This is a genomic window from Rhizobacter sp. P2_G4 (genome assembly GCF_056403575.1).
This window is the reverse complement of record NZ_JBFUFG010000004.1, coordinates 358,267-375,406: the sequence shown is the minus strand read 5'-3', so window position 1 is coordinate 375,406 and position 17,140 is coordinate 358,267. Positions and strand designations below refer to the sequence as shown.

Below are 17,140 nucleotides of genomic sequence, written 5' to 3'. Positions count from 1 at the left end.
TGGGTACATCGGCCGATCCCCCAAGGGGAACCGGGCCGGCTTGGGAGCGGCCCGGCGCTCGGCCCGCGCGCTTGCGAACCACTTCGTCATCGCCGCACTCAGCATTCGATGAGCGCCTTCACCACCCCCTGCGACGGGTCGAGCAGCGAAGCAAAGTCGGCCGGCACGCGACCGAGCGGCATGCGGTGGGTGTTGAGCGCCGCATCGGGTATCTGGCCTGCACGCAAGGCGGCCAGCACGGTCTCGAAGTCTTCCATCGTGGCGTTGCGGCTGCCGAGCAGCGTGGTCTCGCGCTTGTGGAACTCGGGGTCGGAGAAACTGATGCTGTCGCGCACCACCGACACCATGACATAGGTGCCGCCGTGGGCCACGAACTTGAAGCCGCGTTCCATGGCGCGGGCGTTGCCTGTGGCGTCGAACACCACGTCGAAGTACTCTCCCTCGGTGAGCGCCGACAGCTGCGCTTCATCGTCGGCACCGATCTGCACCGCAGCGGCCACACCCAGGTGCTGCTCGCAGAAGATCAGCCGGTCGCGCCGCGTGTCGAGCGCGGTGACGGCAGCGCCGCGCAGCCGCGCAAAGATGAGCGCCGCCATGCCGATTGGCCCCGCGCCCACCACCAGCACGCGCTGCCCTGCCTTCACCGCTCCACGCCGCACGGCATGCGCGCCGATGGACAAGAACTCGACCATCGCCGCCTGGTCGAGCGACACGCCCTCGGCCTTGTGCACGAACTGCTGTGGCACGCACAGGTACTCGGTGAAGGCGCCGTCGCGGTGAACGCCCAGCACCTCGATGTTCACGCAGCAGTTGGTCTTGCCCTGGCGGCAGGCGACGCAGCGGCCACAAGACAGGTAGGGCATGACGAAGACCGCATCGCCCGGTTTCAACGCGCTGCCGACAGGAGCCTCTTCCACCAGGCCGGAGAGCTCGTGGCCCATGACCCGCGGATAAGCCAGGAAGGGCTGGTCGCCCGTGTAGATGTGCAGGTCGGTGCCGCAGACGCCGACGCGCTTCACGCGCAGCAGCACCTCGTCGGCACCACGCACGGGAAGGCTGCGTTCCTCGGCGAGCAAGGTACCGGGGGTCTGGCAGATGACGGTGAGCATGGATGTCCTCAGGAGATCAATGGAGGTGGAGCACCGAGCGCAATGGGCGGCCGGTGTTCACTGGGTTTCAGGATCTGGTTGTCGTGGGTTGCGAGCAGCGTACCTACACCTCAACGCCGAAGGGCAGCGGCGCATGCTCGTCGACCAGCCTGCGCTGGCGAAGCGCTTCCCAGAACGCATCGGGCAAGGGCATCTCGAGCCACGCAATGTTCTGCCGCAACTGGGCTGCATCGTGCGCACCGGCGAAGCACGACACCACGGCAGGGTGCGCCAGCGGGAACTGCAGCGCAGCCGCCGGCAGCGGCACCTCGAACTCCTTGCACACTGCCCGCAGCGCCTGCACGCGCTGCATCACCTTGGGCGGCACAGCGCCGTAGTCGAAGGTGTTGCCACCGGCGAGCACGCCCGAATTGAACGGTGCTGCCACCACGATCGCGTGCCTGCGCTTGACGCACGCGTCGAGCAGCGGGGCGCTGGCTTGTTCCAGCAGCGTGTAGCGGCCGGCGAGCATGCTGATGTCGAGGTCGAACTCCTGCATGGCGTCGTGCACGGCCTGCCACTCGTTCACGCCCAGGCCGACCGCGCGCACGCGCCCTTCTCGGCGCAGCTCTTCGAGCGCACGAAAGCCGCCGCCCTGCGTGAGCTGGTGCCAATAGTGCAGGTGCTGCTCACCGTGCGTCACGCGCCCGATGTCATGCACGTAGAGGATGTCGACACGCTCCACGCCCAGGCGCTTCAGGCTGTCATCGAACGACATCAAGATGCCGCCGTAGCTGTAGTCCGGGTGCGGGCGGAACGGCAGCGGCGCGGCCCAGCCGTCGTCGCCTGGGCGCACGCTGGCATCGGGCAGCATCAACCTGCCGGCCTTGGTGCTGAGCACGAACTCGCCACGCGGCCGCTCGCGCAGCGCCGCGCCGAGGCGCAACTCCGACAGCGTGTAGCCGTAGAACGGCGCCGTGTCGAAGTAGCGCACGCCAGCGTCCCATGCTGCCCGCACCACCTCGGCGGCGCGGCCTTCGGAGAGGGGCTGGTACAGGCCGCCGAGCTGCGAGCAGCCGAGCCCGAACACGGGCACCGACAACTCCGCCCGGGGCACGCGTCGGCGGTCCGTGATCTTCATGCCTGCCCTCGTCGCTCGGTCAGTAGAGAACGTTCTTGGCTTCAGGCTTTTCGATGTTGCTCTTGGTGACCATCACGACGCCGGTGTCCAGGAACTTCGGCACCTTCTTGCCTTGCGACACTTCGATGGCCGTCTTCACGCCGAGGTTGCCCATCTGGTAGGCGCTTTGCACGGCGATGGCTTCGAGCGTGCCGTCCTTGACGAAGCCTTGCAGGTCGGAGTTGCCATCGAAGCCGATGGCCACCACCTTGCCGGCCTTGCCCGACTGCACGAGCGCGCGGCCCATGCCGATCGCGGTAGGTTCGTTGGCACCGAAGAGGCCCTTCAGGTCAGCGTTGGCGGCCAGCACGTCGGTGGTCTGGTTGAGTGCCGTGCCCATCTGCGAGTTGGAATAGAACGGCCCGACGATCTGCAGCTTGGAGTTCTTCTGGATGTACTCCTTGAAGCCTCCCACACGGCCGATCTCGGAACCGGAGCCCGCGGTGTACGACATGATCGCGATCTTGCCGGTGGTGCCGATCTTGGCGATCAAGGCCTGCGCGCACAGCTCGCCCGCCTTCTTGTTGTCGGTGGCGAGGAAGGACTGGTAGTAGTCCTTGCCCGAATCGGAGGCGGCCGAGTCGATCAGGATCACCGGGATCTTCGCTTCCCACGCCTTCTTGATCGCAGGGATCAGCGCATCGGGGTCGGAAGGTGCCAGCACGATGCCGGCGACCTTGCGGTTGATCGCGTTCTCTACCAATGCCACCTGGCCTGCGAGGTCGGTGTCGGAGGCTGCGCCCTGGAACGTGGTGGTGTAGCCCTTGGCGCTCGTGATGCCGTCGTTGGCGCCCTTCTTCACGTTCTGCCAGAAGTCGGAGTTGGCGGTCTTGACGATGACGGCGATCTCCTTGTCGGCTGCGGCGGCCGTGCCGGCAGCAACGCTCAAGGTGGTGGCCAGCGCGGAGGCCAGCAGGGTTTTCAGAAGCGTGTTCATTTCAGATCCTTTGCGTAAATGAAAAGTTGTCTCTCGTCTCTCGTTGGGCCGGGCTTGTGGTCGCCCGGTAAGGTTCATCGTCGATTGCGCATCTGGTCGATCCACACCGTGAGCAGGATGACCAGGCCGATGATGATTTGCTGCACAAAGGCGGACACGCCGCCCATGTTCAATCCGTTGCGCAGGATGCCGATCACGAAGGCGCCGATCAGCGTGCCCGAGATCGTGCCGACGCCGCCGGTGAGCGACGTGCCGCCGATCACCGCGGCCGCAATCGCATCCAGTTCGTACATGAGCCCTTCGCTGGGCTGGGCCGTCACCAGGCGCGACATCAGCACGCAGCCCGTGAGCCCGGCGAGCGTGCCCGACAGCACGTATGCAAACACCGTGACGCGACCGATGCCGACACCCGACAGACGCGCCGCCTCGCTGTTGGAGCCGACGGCATACAGATGGCGGCCGAGCGTGGTGCGGTTGAGCATGACCGCCACTGCAACCGCCAGCACGATCATGAGCAGCACCGGGTAGGGAATGCCGGGGAACACCACGTCGGGGAAGCCATCGGCACCGACACGCACGATGCGCCACAGCGAGCCGTTGCCCAGTTCGGCAAAGCTGTCGCCGAGCCCGCCGATGGCACGCGCCTCGGTGATCTGCAATGCAATGCCGCGCGCCACCAGCATCATGCCCAGCGTAGCGATGAAGGGCGGCAGCTTCAGCCGCGTGACGCAAAGTCCGTTGACCAGCCCGCACAGCGCACCGACCACGAGGCCGGCAAACATGGCCGCGGGCACCGGCCAGCCGGCCTTCACCGCGAGTGCCGCCACCACGCCAGAAAGCGCGAGGATCGAGCCCACCGAGAGGTCGATGCCGCCGGTGATGATCACGCAGGTGGCGCCGATGCCGAGGTAGGCGATCGAGGTGACCTGCAGCGCCACCGTCAGCGCATTGCCCATCGAGAAGAAGGACTGGCTGACGAACGAGAACACCAGCATCAGGGCCAGCAGGCTGCCCAGGGCCGCAAACTTTTGAACCAGGTCTTTTTGTCGGTCGTTCATGTCGTTGTTTTCAGTGAGCGGCGCGCACGGGCTGGGCTCGGCCCGAAGCGTGGTGCATCAGTTCTTCTTGCGAGGTCTCGCGGGTGTTGACGGTCGCCGTGACACGGCCTTCGTGGAACACGACCACGCGGTCGGTCATGCCCATGATCTCGGGCAGCTCGGAGCTGATCAGCACGACGCCGATGCCTTGCGCCGCCAGCTGGTCGAGCAGTTGGTAGATCGCGAACTTGGCGCCGACGTCGATGCCGCGCGTGGGCTCATCGAAGAACAGAACACGCGAGTCGCGGAACAGCCACTTGCCGATCACCACCTTCTGCTGGTTGCCGCCGGACAGGTTGCGCACACGCTGGTGGACCGAGGGCGTGCGGATCGACAAGGCATCCACATAGCGTTGCGCCACGGCCGCTTCGTCGACGAAACGGATGAAGCCCAGGCGGCTCGCTACCGCGGCCACGTTGGCCAGCGTGGTGTTGTGCGCGACCGTCATGTTGAGCGCCAGCCCATGCGCCTTGCGGTCTTCCGACAGGTAGGCGATGCCGTGGCCGATGGCGTCGATGGGCGAGCGCACGGAAAGCTGCTCGGTGCCCAGGCTCACCGTGCCGCCGTCCAGCGGGTCGGCACCGAAGATGGCACGCGCCACCTCCGTGCGGCCGGCACCCATCAGGCCGGCGAAGCCGAGGATCTCGCCGCGCCGTAGCTCGAACGAGACATTGCTGAAGGCGCCCTCGCGCTCCAGACCCTGCACCGACAACAGCACGTCGTCCGTGGGGACGCGCGTGGCCGGCGGGAACTTGTCGTCCAGCGAGCGGCCGACCATGCGCTCGACGATCGCGTCGACGGTGGTGTCGGCGAAAGGGTGCGTAGAGATGTAGCGACCGTCGCGTAACACGGTCACCCGGTCGACGATCTCGGCCATCTCATCGAGCCGGTGCGAGATGTAGAGGATTCCCACACCGCTGCGTCGCAGTTCGTGGATCACCTTGAACAGCTGGCCGGTCTCCGACTCGGTGAGCGACGAGGTGGGCTCGTCCATGATGAGCAGCTCGGCGTCGAGCGACAGCGCCTTGGCGATCTCCACCATCTGGCGCTGCGCCACCGACAGGGTGTGCACGATGGCCTGCGGCGAGATGTCAACACCCAGCCGCTGCAGGCATTTCAGCGCGTCGGCATGCAGGCGGGTGCGGTCGATGAACCAGCCCTTGCGCGGCTCGCGGGCCAGGAAGATGTTCTCAGCCACCGACAGGTGCGGAACGAGGTTGAGCTCCTGGTGAATGATGGCGATCCCGGCCGCCTCCGCCTCGTGCGTAGAGCCGAAGTGCTGCACCTCGCCCTTGTAGGTGAGCGTGCCTTCGTCGGGCCCGAACTGGCCGCTGATCACCTTCATCAGCGTCGACTTGCCCGCGCCGTTCTCGCCGCACACGGCATGCACTTCTCCGCGGTTCAGCTCGAGGCAAACGCCTTCAAGCGCCGTCACGTTGAAGAAGCGCTTGGTGATGCCGTCGAGGCGCAACAAAGGCTCGGCCGAGGCGCTGAGCGCGGCGGCTTCGTTGCTCCCTCGTTGAAGCGATGCGTCGTGGTTGGCGAGGCGCAATGGCAAGGCGTTGTCTCCGGGTACGTCCGAGCGAGTCACGTTGGCGTGCCCGCTTCGTTTCATGAACGGGATGCTAGCCAAGTTGCTCGCTTTGGTAAAGCCACCTTGCCAATTTGCGTTAATTGGCCTGACCAAAAGCACTCGACTCACTGACGAAGTCACCTCTCATGACGGCACGGAATTAGGTGTTTTCCCATGGGAGTCGAGTTGCAGCGGTGCCGCGGCGACTCAACACCGCGACCATCGATCGCTCCGTTATGATGGTCAGGCCACTTTGACTGCCACCCGTGCCCACCCCTCTCGCCAGCGCCGTCCAACTCAAGCCCGTCGAAACGCGGCGCCTGTATCAACAGATCGCCGACCAGATCCGCGACCTGATCCAGCGCGGCGAATTCAAACCCGGCAGCAAGTTGCCACCCGAGCGCGACCTCGCACAGCAACTCGGTGTGTCGAGGCCCTCATTGCGCGAGGCGCTGATCGCACTCGACATCGAGGCCAGCGTCGAGATCCGCAGCGGCTCGGGCGTCTACGTCTGCAACCCGCCGGAGCGGCCCGCCAAGAGCACCGCTGCCATGGGCGAAAGCCCGACCGAACTCATGCAGGCGCGCGCCGCCGTCGAAGGCGACGTGGTGGTGCTGGCCTGCGCACACGTGAGCACCGAAGCGCTGTCACGCCTGCGCGAGAGCATCGAAGGCATGCGCGCTGAGATCGCCCACGGCCGTTCGCCGCTGTCGCATGACCGCCAGTTCCACCTCACGATCGCCGAAATGAGCGGCAACTCGGTGATGGTGCGTCTGGTGGGGGAACTCTTCGACGAACGCCACAGCCCCATCTCGTCGCAGCTGAGCGTGCGCTTCGAGAACACGCGAACCTGGAACACCGCGCTGAAGGAACACGAGGCCGTGTACCGCGCACTCGAAGCCCGCGACCCGCTGGCCGCGCAATCGGCGCTGCGCTCGCACCTCAAGGCATCAGAAGAGCGTTGGGTAGGCGGCTAGCGCTGCGGTGGACGAAGCGGCAGGTGCGCGCGCTCGCGGCTTCGGTGATAGGTCAACGCAGCGGCCACGCAGAAGGCGAGCGAGTCAGCCGGCACAGCCTCTGACACCTTGAAGACAATGGCTCGATTGCCCTCGAACTGGAACTCCTTCGGGAACAACGTCTTGAAGGTTTCGATGAGCGTCGTCTGGCAGTTGAAGTACATGGCGTACTCGTCCGGGCGAGCCTTCTTCCAGTCGATGCGTATGGTGCTGCCGCTCTTGCTCTTCGACGTGAGGTAGGCAGGCTCACCCCACTTCAGTGTTTCCTCGAGTTCGCCGACACCCTCGGTTGACAAGGCGGTACGGAAGATGAGTTCGCGAAGCGCCAGCAGCTTTCGGCGCACATCCGCTGGGTAGGCTTCAAACACTTTCTCGACCCCGGCGTTGGCGAATGGCGTCATCGTGTTCCTTAACTCTCGCAACGCTGTGCCACCGCCTAGTCGATGAGCAGTTCATGTGAGGCCAAGCCTGATCTGAACGTCACTTCAGTTTGCCAGAGACCACCTACTCCTTCACCGACCCCGTGAGCCCCGACACGTAGTACTCCACGAAGAAGGAGTAGATGAACGCCACCGGCAGGGAGCCGAACAGCGCGCCGGCCATCAGCGGACCCCAGTGGTACACGTCGCCTTCGACCAGCTCGGTGACCACGCCCACGGGCAGCGTTTTGATCTCGCTCGAGGAAACGAAGGTCAGAGCGTAGATGAACTCGTTCCACGACAGCGTGAACGCGAAGATGCCGGCCGAGATGAGACCGGGCACCGCGAGCGGCAGCACGATCTTGCTGAGAATCTGCCAGCGGTTGGCGCCGTCGATCAGTGCGCACTCCTCGAGCTCGAAGGGGATGGAGCGGAAGTAGCCCATCAGCAGCCAGGTGCAGAACGGAATCAGGAAGGTTGGGTAGGTGAGGATCAGCGCCCAGCGCGTGTCGAAGAGGCCGAGCTGGAACACCACGTCGGCCAGCGGAATGAAGAGGATGGACGGTGGCACCAGGTAGGCGAGAAAGATCGCCAGCCCCACCTGCTTGGAGCCGCGAAAACGCAACCGCTCGATCGCATACGCGGCGAACACCGAAGCGGCCAGCGAGAACAGCGTGGACACCACCGACACCAGCACGGTGTTCCACAGCCACTCGGGGTAGGCGGTGTCGAACAGCAGCTTCTTGAAGTGCGCGAGCGTCGGCGCATGCACCCAGAACGGGTTGCCTTCGCGCGAGAGCAGTTCGTTGTCGGGCTTCACGGAGGTGATGCCCATCCAGTAGAACGGGAACAGCAGCACCAGCAGGAAGGCGAAGAGCGGCAGGTAGACCGTGATCGCGCGAGTGCGCCGCGTCTCCAGGTAGCCCATGCCGCCGATGTCGGCTTGTGCGCTCATTTGTCGGTGCCCCCCTGCTGCCAGCGCCGCCGCTGCAGGCCGAAGAAGCTGAAGAGGATGGCCGCGAGCAGAAAAGGCACCATCGCGATGGAGATCGCCGCACCTTCACCCAGTGCGCCGCCCGAGATCGCGCGCTGGAACGACAGCGTCGCCATCAGGTGCGTGGCGTTGAGCGGCCCGCCGCGCGTGAGCACGTAGATGAGCTGGAAGTCGGTGAAGGTGAACAGCACCGAGAAGGTCATTACCACCGCGATGATGGGCGTGAGCAGCGGCAGCGTGACGTGGCGGAACTGCTGCGCCGGCGTGGCGCCATCGATGGCCGAGGCCTCGTAGTACGAGGGCGAGATGGTCTGCAAGCCGGCGAGCAAGGTGATCGCGACGAAGGGCACACCGCGCCACACGTTGGCGACGATCACCGAGATGCGCGCGTTCCATGGGTCGCCGAGAAAGTCGATGTAGTGGTTCATGATGCCGAGCTTTACGAGCACCCAGCTGATGATGGAAAACTGCGCGTCGTAGATCCACCAGAAGGCGATGGCCGACAAGGCGGTCGGCACGATGTAAGGCAGCAGGATGACGGCGCGGAAGAAGGTCTTGAAGCGAATGTTGCGGTTGAGCAGCATGGCCAGCCAAAGCCCGAGGCCGAACTTCAGCACGCTCGCGACCGTGGTGTAGAACAAGGTGTTGAAGAGCGCGAGCCGCGTGACGCTGTCGCCCCACAGGAACTCGTAGTTCTCAAGCCCTATCCAGCTGCCCGCGCGGCCCACCTTGGCGTCGGTGAAGCCGAGCCAGGTGCCCAGCCCCAGCGGGTAGGTGAGGAACAGCAGCAACAGCACTGCCGCCGGCAGCATGAACATCAGCCCCAGCGCGTTGCGGCTGTTCTGCAGGCGCTCCAGCCAATGCAGCGGCGCAGCACGCGCCGCTGTCACCGGCGCGTCAGACCTTGTAGTAGCGCTCTGCACGCTTCTGCGCCCGTTCGGCCGCTTCCTTCGGCGTCTTGGACCCGCTGGCAGCTTCGGCCACCATGTTCGGGATGATGAAGTCGGCTGCCGCACCGGCCGAGGCATAGCCCAGCTTGCCGGCGTAGCCCGCTGGGCGCAGGTTCTTCACCGAATCGCGGTAAGGCGTGTTCTTCGGGTCCGACGACCAGATCGCACTCTTCTCATAAGCCCGCAGCGGCTGCGCCACGTAGCCGCCGGCACCCTGCAGCCACGGGTCGAACTGCTCCTGCTCCATCATGAAACGCAAGAACTCTTTCGCGGCCTGCGGGTACTTGGTGTACTTCATCACCATCTGGTTGAAAAACAGGTGCGACTCGGTCGGCACGCCCACCGGCCCGACAGGGAACACCGCATGGTTGATGTCGGCCGCCATCTCCTTGACCTTCGGGTCCGGCGAATTCTTGGCCGCGTAGTAGATCGAGATGCCGTTGTTGGTGACGGCGATCTGCCCGTCGAGGAAGGCCTTGTTGTTGTTCGGGTCCAGCCACGACAGCGTGCCGGGGATGAAGTTGGCGTACAGCTCCTTCGCGTACTCCAGCGCCTTCAAGGTCTCGGGGCTGTCGATCACCACCTTGTTGCTGGCGTCGACCAGCTTGCCGCCGAACGCCCACACCAGCCAGTTGGTCCACACGCTGTCGCCGGTGGCGTTGCCGAGCGCCATGCCACCCGGCGTGCCTTTTTCCTTCAGCGCCTTGTAGAGCTTGAGGAAGCCGTCGGTGTCTTTCGGGAAAGTGTCGAACCCCGCCGCCTTGACCAGGCTGTCGCGGTAGACGATCAACGAGCCCGCAGCACCCAGCGGCAGGCCGATCCACTTCTTGCCGTCGGGGCGCATGAAAGCCTCGCCAGCCGGGTACCAGCCACCGTACTTCTTGCCGAGGTACTCGGCGAGGTCGGTCACGTCGAGCAGCTTGTCGGGGTAGAGGTTGGCGTCGTCGTTGGTCGACAAGATGATGTCAGGCCCGGCACCGGTGTTGGCGGCCACCGCAGCCTTGGGGCGAACGTCTTCCCAGCCTTCGTTGTCGACACGCACCTCGATGCCAGTCTTCTCGATGAATCGCTTCACGTTGGCCATGTAGGCGTCGATGTCGCCCTGCACGAAGCGGCTCCAGCGCAGCACGCGCAGCTTGGCGCCCTTCTCGGGCTTGAAGTTGGCGCCCTGCGCATGCGCAAGCGGCGTCCACACCACGCTGCCCACACCGAGCGAGGCCACCGCGGCCGCACCGGCCGAACTTTCCAGGAACCGTCGGCGATTGAAGTGCTTCATCGTTGTCTCCTTCTGGGTTTCTTGGGTGAATGTCTTGGGCGAATGGAACGCGCGGAACTGGGCGATTCAAGCCACCAGCCGAGCGCCGGTGCCCGCGTCGAAGAGATGGGAACGCTCGACGTCGGGCAGCAGGCGGATGGTGCTGCCGGGCGCGAAGTCATGGCGCTCGCGGAACACCACCGACAACTCGGCGCCTTCGTGGCGGCACGACACCAGCGTCTCGGCGCCGGTCGGCTCCACCACCACCACGCGCGATGGAATGCCTACGTCCGACGACAGCGTGAGATGCTCGGGCCGCGTGCCGATCAGCACCGGCTGGCCATCGTTGCCGCCGGCGCCCAGCGGCGCATCGAGCTCCGTGCCGTCGCCCAGCTCGACACGCGCCGCACCGGCACGCCGCCGCAAGGTGCCAGGCAGGAAGTTCATCGCCGGCGAGCCGATGAATCCCGCGACGAAGCTGTTCACCGGCCGGTCGTAGAGCTCGAGCGGGCTGCCCGTCTGCTCGATGCGGCCGTCGCGCATCACCACGATTTTGTCGGCCATGGTCATGGCCTCGATCTGGTCGTGGGTCACGTAGATGCAGGTGGTCTTCAGGCGCTGGTGCAGCTCCTTGATCTCGCTGCGCATGGCCACGCGCAGCTTGGCGTCGAGGTTGGACAGCGGCTCGTCGAACAAGAACACCTTCGGGTCGCGCACGATCGCGCGGCCCATGGCAACGCGCTGGCGCTGGCCGCCCGAGAGCTGGCGTGGGTAGCGGTCAAGCAGCGGCGTGAGCGCAAGAATCTCGGCCGCGCGCGACACCTTGGCCTCGATGGCCGACGCCTCCATCTTCGCCAGCATCAGCGAGAAGGCCATGTTCTTGCCGACCGTCATGTGTGGGTACAACGCGTAGTTCTGGAACACCATCGCGATGTCGCGCTGCTTGGGTGGCAGGTCGTTCACGCGTTTCTCGTCGATGCGGATCTCGCCGCCGGTGATCTCCTCGAGCCCCGCGATCATGCGCAGCAGCGTCGACTTGCCGCACCCCGAGGGGCCTACCAGCACGGTGAACGAGCCATCATCGATGGCGATGTCGACGCCATGCAGGATGTCGACTGCGCCGAACTGCTTCTTGACCGACTGGATACTGACGCTCGCCATGCAAGGGGCTCCTTTGGGTGCCGCGCTGGAGTATCGAGACCGTTGCCATGGAGAACCATGAGGGCAAACCTCGATCCGGTACCGGGAGCAAAGTTGTAGGATGACCTGATCACTCTTTCCATCGGGCTTTCCCCTGTGTCTAGGCCTCGGCTCTCCACTGCGCCTGATGCTCACCTCGTGGTCGAGCGCCTTTCGGACCAGCTGGCCGCCCGACTGGGCGCGCAGATCGCATCCGGCGCGCTGTCGCCAGGAGACCGCCTGCCCACCGAACAGCAGCTCTCGCTGACACATGGCGTGTCGCGCACGGTGGTGCGCGAGGCCGTGCACCAGCTCAAGTCGCGCGGGTTGCTGCTGTCACGGCAGGGCTCGGGCGTGTTCGTGGCACCGCCACCGCTCACGCGCGCGCTGAGCTTCGACAGCGATGTGTTGAATTCGATGGCGGCCGTGGTGCAGGTGCGCGAGGTGCGCCGTGCACTCGATGGCGAGATTGCCGCGCTTGCCGCCGAGCGCGCCACGCGCTCGCAAGTGGCCGCGCTGAAGCGCGCGCTGCGCGACGTGGAGCAGGCCGAGGGCGATGGGGTGGAAGAAGACTTCGCCTTTCACCGCGTGCTGGCCGAAGCGACCGGCAACCCGCAGTTCATCCGCCTGCTGGAGTTTCTGGAGCAGTACCTCATAGAAGCCATGCGCGTGACGCGGGCGAACGAAGCTTGGCGCACCGATTTCATTGAACAGGTGGGCGACGAGCACCGCGCCATCTTCGAAGCCGTGGCAGCACACGACCCGGCCGCAGCGCGGCGCGTTGCGATCAAGCACATGCGGCGCGGCGACCGCCGCCTGCAAATCACCGGCCTGTTGCCTGCTCGCAGCAAACGACTCAGCAAAAAGGAACCCGCATGAAGCTGTTGATCACTGGGGGCGGCGGTTTTCTGGGCGCCCGCCTCGCCCGCACCCTGCTGGCCCGCGGCACGCTGGCCGGCCAGCGCATCGACACGCTGGTGCTGGCCGACCAGGTGGCCCCGCCTGCCGATCTGCTCAACGGCGGACATGGCGCCCAGGTGGAAGCGCGCGTCGGTTCCCTGCTGTCGCAATGCGAGGCACTGCGCAATGAAGCGTTCGACGGCGTGTTTCACCTGGCCTCGGCCGTGTCGGGCGAATGCGAGGCCGACTTCGACCTCGGCCTGCGCTCCAACCTCGACAGCACGCGCGCGCTGCTCGACGCCTTTCGCGCCCAGGTGAATGCCGGTGCGCCGCCCGCGCGGCTGGTGTTCTCGAGCTCCGTGGCGGTGTTCGGCCCCGACCCGGCCGTGCCGCTGCCCGCGCTGGTGGCCGACGACACGCTGCCCGCACCGCAAACCTCGTACGGCACACACAAGCTGGTGTGCGAACACCTGGTGGCCGACTACACCCGCAAGGGCTACATCGACGGGCGTGCTGCGCGGCTGATGACCGTCACCGTGCGGCCGGGGCGGCCCAATGGCGCGGCTTCGTCGTTCTTCTCGGGGATCATCCGTGAGCCGCTGGCGGGGGTCGAGTCGGTCTGCCCGGTATCACCCGAGGTGTCGCACCCGGTGTCGTCGCCCTCTCGCACCATCGATGGCCTGATCACCGTCTACGAGGCGAGCCGCGAGGCCTTCAACGGCCGCACCGCGCTGAACCTGCCGGCGCTCAACGTGCGCGTGGGCGACATGCTGGAGGCTCTGGCCGAGGTGGCCGGCCCGGCGGTACGGGCCCGCGTGCGCTTCGAGCGCGACGAGCGCATCGCCGGCATCGTGGCCAACTGGCCGGCAGGCGCCACCGCGGCACGTGCCGCGAGGCTGGGGCTGCTGCCGCACGAGAACTTCGCCGACATCATCCGGCAGTACATCGCGGACTGCGCAGCTTCATCCACTGCAAGCCAGACACTCGCGGGCCTGAAAACCTAGAGGGCGCGCGTCTCGAAGGTGTTGCACTGCTCCACCGAGCCGGTCTGCAGGCCCTTCTTGAACCAGGTGACACGCTGAGCGCTCGTGCCGTGGGTGAAGGTCTCGGGCTGCACGGTGCCGCGCGACTTGCGCTGCAAGGTGTCGTCGCCGATCTGCGAGGCGGCATTCAAGGCCTCTTCCAGATCGCCCTGCTCCAGGATCTGGCGGGCGCTCTGCGCATCATGCGCCCAGATGCCGGCGAAGCAGTCGGCCTGCAGTTCGAGCCGCACGCTGAGTGCGTTCTGCTGCGCTTCGCTCACGCGGCCGCGCATGCCGTCGACCTTGCCGGTGATGCCCATCAGGTTCTGCACGTGGTGGCCGACCTCGTGGGCGATCACGTAGGCCTGCGCAAAGTCACCGGGTGCACCCAGGCGGGTGCGCATGGTTTCGTAGAAGCCGAGGTCGATGTAGACCTTCTGGTCGCCGGGGCAGTAGAACGGGCCCATGGCCGACTGGCCCTGCCCGCAGGCTGTGGGCACGCTGCCACGGAACAGCACGAGCTTGGGCTCCTGATAGGTGCCGCCTCTCTGCTTGAACTGTGGGCGCCAAACGTCTTCGGTGTCGGCGAGCACCACCGAGACGAACTTGGCCATCTTGTCGTCGGCCGGCGGGCGGTGCGCGGGCGCCTGCTGCTCCTGTGGAGCCGGACCACCGCCACTGAGCAGGCCCAGCACGGTCAGCGGGTTGATGCCGAAGATCCAACCGGCGACGACGGCGATCGCCACCGTGCCCAGCCCGATGCCGCGGCCTCCGCCGAAGGAGAAACCACCGCCACCACCGCCGCTGTCACGCGCGTCTTCGACGTTGTCGCTCTCGCGATTGCCTTCCCATTTCATGGTGTGTCCCCTTGTAGCCCGATGGGGGATGGTAGCGAAGCCACAAAGCAAAAGGGCTGCTTCGACAGCAGCCCTTCGTAGGATTTGAGGACGACTCAGTGCGAGGTTTCGTCTGTCTTGGCGTACTGCGCAAACAGCTGCAAGGCGAGGCGCTGCAGCGACTCATCGGCGCTGCTGTGGGCCAGCGCGATGCGATCGAAGGCGTAGGGCCGGTCGAACATCATGCGTGCCACGTTCACCGACTGCGCCTGTTCAGCCATCTTGGCGCGGAAGCGGCCGAGTGCCTTCAGGTCGTCGATCAGCGCCACCGGCCGGGCGGGCAAGGAGCTGCTCGGGGGCATCGAATCGAAAGCGGAAAACGAGGTGAACATGTGCGGGCTCCATCTGAAGCGTGTGCCCACACGATAGCCAGACCACGATGCCGGGATCGTGGGAATTGAACCTGTCATCCGGCCAGTTGGCAGGCGATGGCCCAGGCCTGAGAACTACCGCACACCGGCGAAGCGAACGGGACGGGCTAGGCCGATCCCGGCAGTTGCACAGGATCCGACGCGCCATGCACCGCCGGGCCGGTGTCTCGGATGAAGTCGTCGAGCTTGTCGCACCAGGCCGCGGCCGTCGCTTCAAGCTCATCCAGGGAAAGAACCTCGATTTCCGCGTCAACGAGCATCTTGTCGGAGGCCAGGTTGAGAGCGACCTGATGAGACTTCTTCTCGAGAAAGACGACTCTCTTGATGCCAACCTGGATGATCGACTGCACACAGCGCGGGCACGGGAACTGCGTCGTGTAGATCGTGCTCCCGTTCAGCGGAAGCACCACGCAGTTGAGAATCGCATTCACCTCGGCGTGAACGATGTAGCTGTGCCGCGATTGAACGGGGTCGCCGTCGATGTCGCTCCAATAGGTCGGGTCCTCGTCGTTGCATCCCCGCGGAAGACCGTTGTAGCCGACGCCAAGAATCTTGTTGTCCGGACTCGCGATACAGGCGCCGTTGCGCTTGCGGGCGTCCTTCGAGCGCGCGGCCGCGAGCAAGGCAACGCCCATGAACATCGAGTGCCAATGGATAAGCGGTTCGTTCTGCATGCCTTGGGCAATCGAAAGTGGTCGACGGTCAATGAAGCTCGACTCGGCTGCGAAGCGCCGCGAAAAGGCGTGCCTCGCAGCCGAGCAAATGAAGTTTACGGCCTGCCCCCGGGCATTGCCTGGGGGCTACTGCGCGGCGTCGAGCCGCGCGGCCAGTGCGGCGAGCTTGGGGCGAATGGCTTCGCCCACGGCAATCTGCGGGTTGGAGTAGCCGTCGGTCTTGCCCGCTTCCTTCTCGCGCTGTTCGATCACCTTGCGCGCTTGCGCGTGGGCCACTTCGAACGAATGCGTCGTTCGCAGCTGCTCGCCATACATCGCGCGGCCGAAGAAGGTCAGCTCCGACTTGTGGCCGCAGCCATACGAGGTGTGCTCGGCATCGGCGGCCGTCATCACGAGCGTGCCGGGCTCTGACAGGGCCGGCAGCCACGAACCCGAGTAGCAGGCCGAGATCGACAGCACCCGCCAGCGCACGCCCGCTTCGTCGAGCCAGGCACGCAGTTGGGCCGGGGTGATGGGATCGACCTCGACCGGCCAGAAACTCGCGGCCAGCTTGCCGTCTTGAGCGCCGTGGGAGGTGAGGTGGATGAACAGGACGTCTTCGTCGCGGTCCATCAGGCTGGCAGCGCGGTTGATGGCGCGCTGCAGGTTGAGCCCGGTCGCCCAGGGCAGCTCGCCGGCGGTCTGGGCGTGGTTGATGAGTTGGATGGTGCGGCCCTGCGCATCGAAGCGGCTCTGCATCAGGTCAGACACCAGCTTGCTTTCGCGGCGGAACACGTCTTCACCGGCATAGGGCGCGAAGGTGATGGCGTAGACATCGGCCACACCCGGGCGCTGCGGCTGCAAGGCATCGAGCGCGGCGATCAGCACACCCGATTGGGCCTCCATCACCTCTTGCTTCAGGTGCAGGCGCTTGTCGTCGCCAGCGGCGCGCTCGGTGGTCTCGTCGGGGTACCAAAACTGCATCGGCGGGGCGTACAGGTCGGCTGCACCGGCCAGCACGAAGGTCAGCAGCACGGCGGCGCGCGTGCCGCCGGGCGGCGTGTGACGCAACAGCAACACCACGCCGGCGAGCGACACCCAGCCCACCACGGCGAAAGGGATGCCCCACTGCAGCCAGGCCGCTGCCTGCGGCGACAAGCCCGGCAGGTGCGGCACCAGCAGGTAGAGCCCCCACAGCGGTGCCGAGATCAGCAACTGCTGGATCAGCAGCACGCCGAACAGCGTGGCCGCATCGGGCGAACCGCTGCGTGCCCGCGCCACCAGCCAGCACGCCCACAGCAGCAGCACCGTGGTGAGCCAGCCACTGGCCACGGCCTGCCAATAGAAAACCGCCGGGCCGGCAATGCCGAGGCGCTGCAGCAACACCCCCAGCCCCACGACCACAGCCGTCAACAGCACGATGGCCGCTGGGCTGACGCGGAGCCCGGCCAGCTCGGCCCGCAGGAACACGGCGCTTCGCAAGCCCTCGGCCAGCCATTGCATGGGGCCTGAGCCCATCTCGGTGCGTTCTTCCTCGATCAACCCTGTCATCCGTGTCCTCCGAAACACCGATCCTAGCCCTGTGGAAATACCATGGTCATACGGCCCCG

General features: G+C 65.8%; 17 protein-coding genes. 3 read left to right on the top strand and 14 right to left on the bottom strand.

Going from position 1 to position 17,140, the window contains the following annotated elements; all coding sequences use genetic code 11:
• Positions 1-98 precede the first annotated feature (98 nt).
• The 5 genes from AC1DYS_RS17715 to AC1DYS_RS17695 all read right to left on the bottom strand — a co-directional run bounded on the left by AC1DYS_RS17715 (position 99) and on the right by AC1DYS_RS17695 (position 5,917).
• Complete coding sequence (locus AC1DYS_RS17715; protein WP_477901458.1) at positions 99-1,109, bottom strand: zinc-binding alcohol dehydrogenase family protein; 1,011 nt, start codon at positions 1,107-1,109, stop codon at positions 99-101.
• Positions 1,110-1,212: 103 nt separating this feature from the next.
• Entirely contained in the window at positions 1,213-2,229 is a 1,017-nt protein-coding gene (locus AC1DYS_RS17710) for an aldo/keto reductase (RefSeq protein WP_477901456.1), read from the bottom strand.
• A gap of 19 nt (positions 2,230-2,248) precedes the next feature.
• Positions 2,249-3,205 (bottom strand): ABC transporter substrate-binding protein, encoded by a 957-nt coding sequence (locus AC1DYS_RS17705; RefSeq protein ID WP_477901454.1) that lies wholly within the window; start codon positions 3,203-3,205, stop codon positions 2,249-2,251.
• A 74-nt stretch (positions 3,206-3,279) separates the two neighbouring features.
• Positions 3,280-4,263, bottom strand: coding sequence for an ABC transporter permease (locus AC1DYS_RS17700; RefSeq protein WP_477901452.1), 984 nt, complete (start codon positions 4,261-4,263; stop codon positions 3,280-3,282).
• A gap of 10 nt (positions 4,264-4,273) precedes the next feature.
• A complete protein-coding gene (locus AC1DYS_RS17695; RefSeq protein WP_477901450.1) occupies positions 4,274-5,917 on the bottom strand; it encodes a sugar ABC transporter ATP-binding protein in 1,644 nt (547 codons plus the stop codon).
• Between the two features lie 224 nt (positions 5,918-6,141).
• Between AC1DYS_RS17695 and AC1DYS_RS17690 the strand changes: the two genes are divergently transcribed.
• The gene (locus tag AC1DYS_RS17690; protein WP_477901448.1) at positions 6,142-6,852 is read left to right on the top strand and encodes a FadR/GntR family transcriptional regulator; all 711 of its coding nucleotides are present in this window, start codon (positions 6,142-6,144) and stop codon (positions 6,850-6,852) included.
• Here AC1DYS_RS17690 and AC1DYS_RS17685 read toward each other — a convergent pair.
• From AC1DYS_RS17685 to AC1DYS_RS17665, 5 genes are all read right to left on the bottom strand, one after another.
• Positions 6,849-7,292 (bottom strand): DUF1801 domain-containing protein, encoded by a 444-nt coding sequence (locus tag AC1DYS_RS17685; RefSeq protein ID WP_477901446.1) that lies wholly within the window; start codon positions 7,290-7,292, stop codon positions 6,849-6,851. The genes AC1DYS_RS17690 and AC1DYS_RS17685 overlap by 4 nt on opposite strands.
• Positions 7,293-7,395: 103 nt before the next feature.
• Complete coding sequence (locus tag AC1DYS_RS17680; RefSeq protein WP_477901920.1) at positions 7,396-8,238, bottom strand: carbohydrate ABC transporter permease; 843 nt, start codon at positions 8,236-8,238, stop codon at positions 7,396-7,398.
• Between the two features lie 23 nt (positions 8,239-8,261).
• A complete protein-coding gene (locus tag AC1DYS_RS17675; protein WP_477901918.1) occupies positions 8,262-9,122 on the bottom strand; it encodes a carbohydrate ABC transporter permease in 861 nt (286 codons plus the stop codon).
• Positions 9,123-9,201: 79 nt separating this feature from the next.
• Entirely contained in the window at positions 9,202-10,530 is a 1,329-nt protein-coding gene (locus AC1DYS_RS17670) for an ABC transporter substrate-binding protein (protein ID WP_477901445.1), read from the bottom strand.
• A 66-nt stretch (positions 10,531-10,596) separates the two neighbouring features.
• Complete coding sequence (locus AC1DYS_RS17665) at positions 10,597-11,670, bottom strand: ABC transporter ATP-binding protein (protein WP_477901444.1); 1,074 nt, start codon at positions 11,668-11,670, stop codon at positions 10,597-10,599.
• A 177-nt stretch (positions 11,671-11,847) separates the two neighbouring features.
• Here AC1DYS_RS17665 and AC1DYS_RS17660 point away from each other — a divergent pair, with 177 nt between their 5' ends.
• Together AC1DYS_RS17660 and denD are read left to right on the top strand one after the other, a co-directional pair.
• The gene (locus AC1DYS_RS17660) at positions 11,848-12,567 is read left to right on the top strand and encodes a FadR/GntR family transcriptional regulator (RefSeq protein ID WP_477901442.1); all 720 of its coding nucleotides are present in this window, start codon (positions 11,848-11,850) and stop codon (positions 12,565-12,567) included.
• Positions 12,564-13,592: a D-erythronate dehydrogenase gene (gene denD / locus AC1DYS_RS17655; protein ID WP_477901440.1), complete on the top strand. Its 1,029-nt coding sequence runs from the start codon at positions 12,564-12,566 to the stop codon at positions 13,590-13,592. The genes AC1DYS_RS17660 and denD overlap by 4 nt, the downstream gene beginning before the upstream one ends.
• Here the strand turns inward: denD and ypfJ are convergent.
• The 4 genes from ypfJ to AC1DYS_RS17635 form a co-directional block, all read right to left on the bottom strand.
• Entirely contained in the window at positions 13,589-14,467 is an 879-nt protein-coding gene (gene ypfJ, locus AC1DYS_RS17650) for a KPN_02809 family neutral zinc metallopeptidase (RefSeq protein ID WP_477901438.1), read from the bottom strand. The two genes, denD and ypfJ, sit on opposite strands and share 4 nt — an antisense overlap.
• Before the next feature lie 95 nt (positions 14,468-14,562).
• Positions 14,563-14,838 carry a hypothetical protein gene (locus tag AC1DYS_RS17645; RefSeq protein ID WP_477901436.1) on the bottom strand — a complete coding sequence of 92 codons (276 nt, stop codon included), beginning with the start codon at positions 14,836-14,838 and terminating at the stop codon, positions 14,563-14,565.
• Positions 14,839-14,984: 146 nt separating this feature from the next.
• On the bottom strand, positions 14,985-15,551 hold the full coding sequence (locus AC1DYS_RS17640) for a deoxycytidylate deaminase (RefSeq protein WP_477901434.1): 567 nt from the start codon (positions 15,549-15,551) through the stop codon (positions 14,985-14,987).
• Between the two features lie 126 nt (positions 15,552-15,677).
• Entirely contained in the window at positions 15,678-17,081 is a 1,404-nt protein-coding gene (locus AC1DYS_RS17635) for a C13 family peptidase (protein WP_477901432.1), read from the bottom strand.
• Positions 17,082-17,140 lie beyond the last annotated feature (59 nt).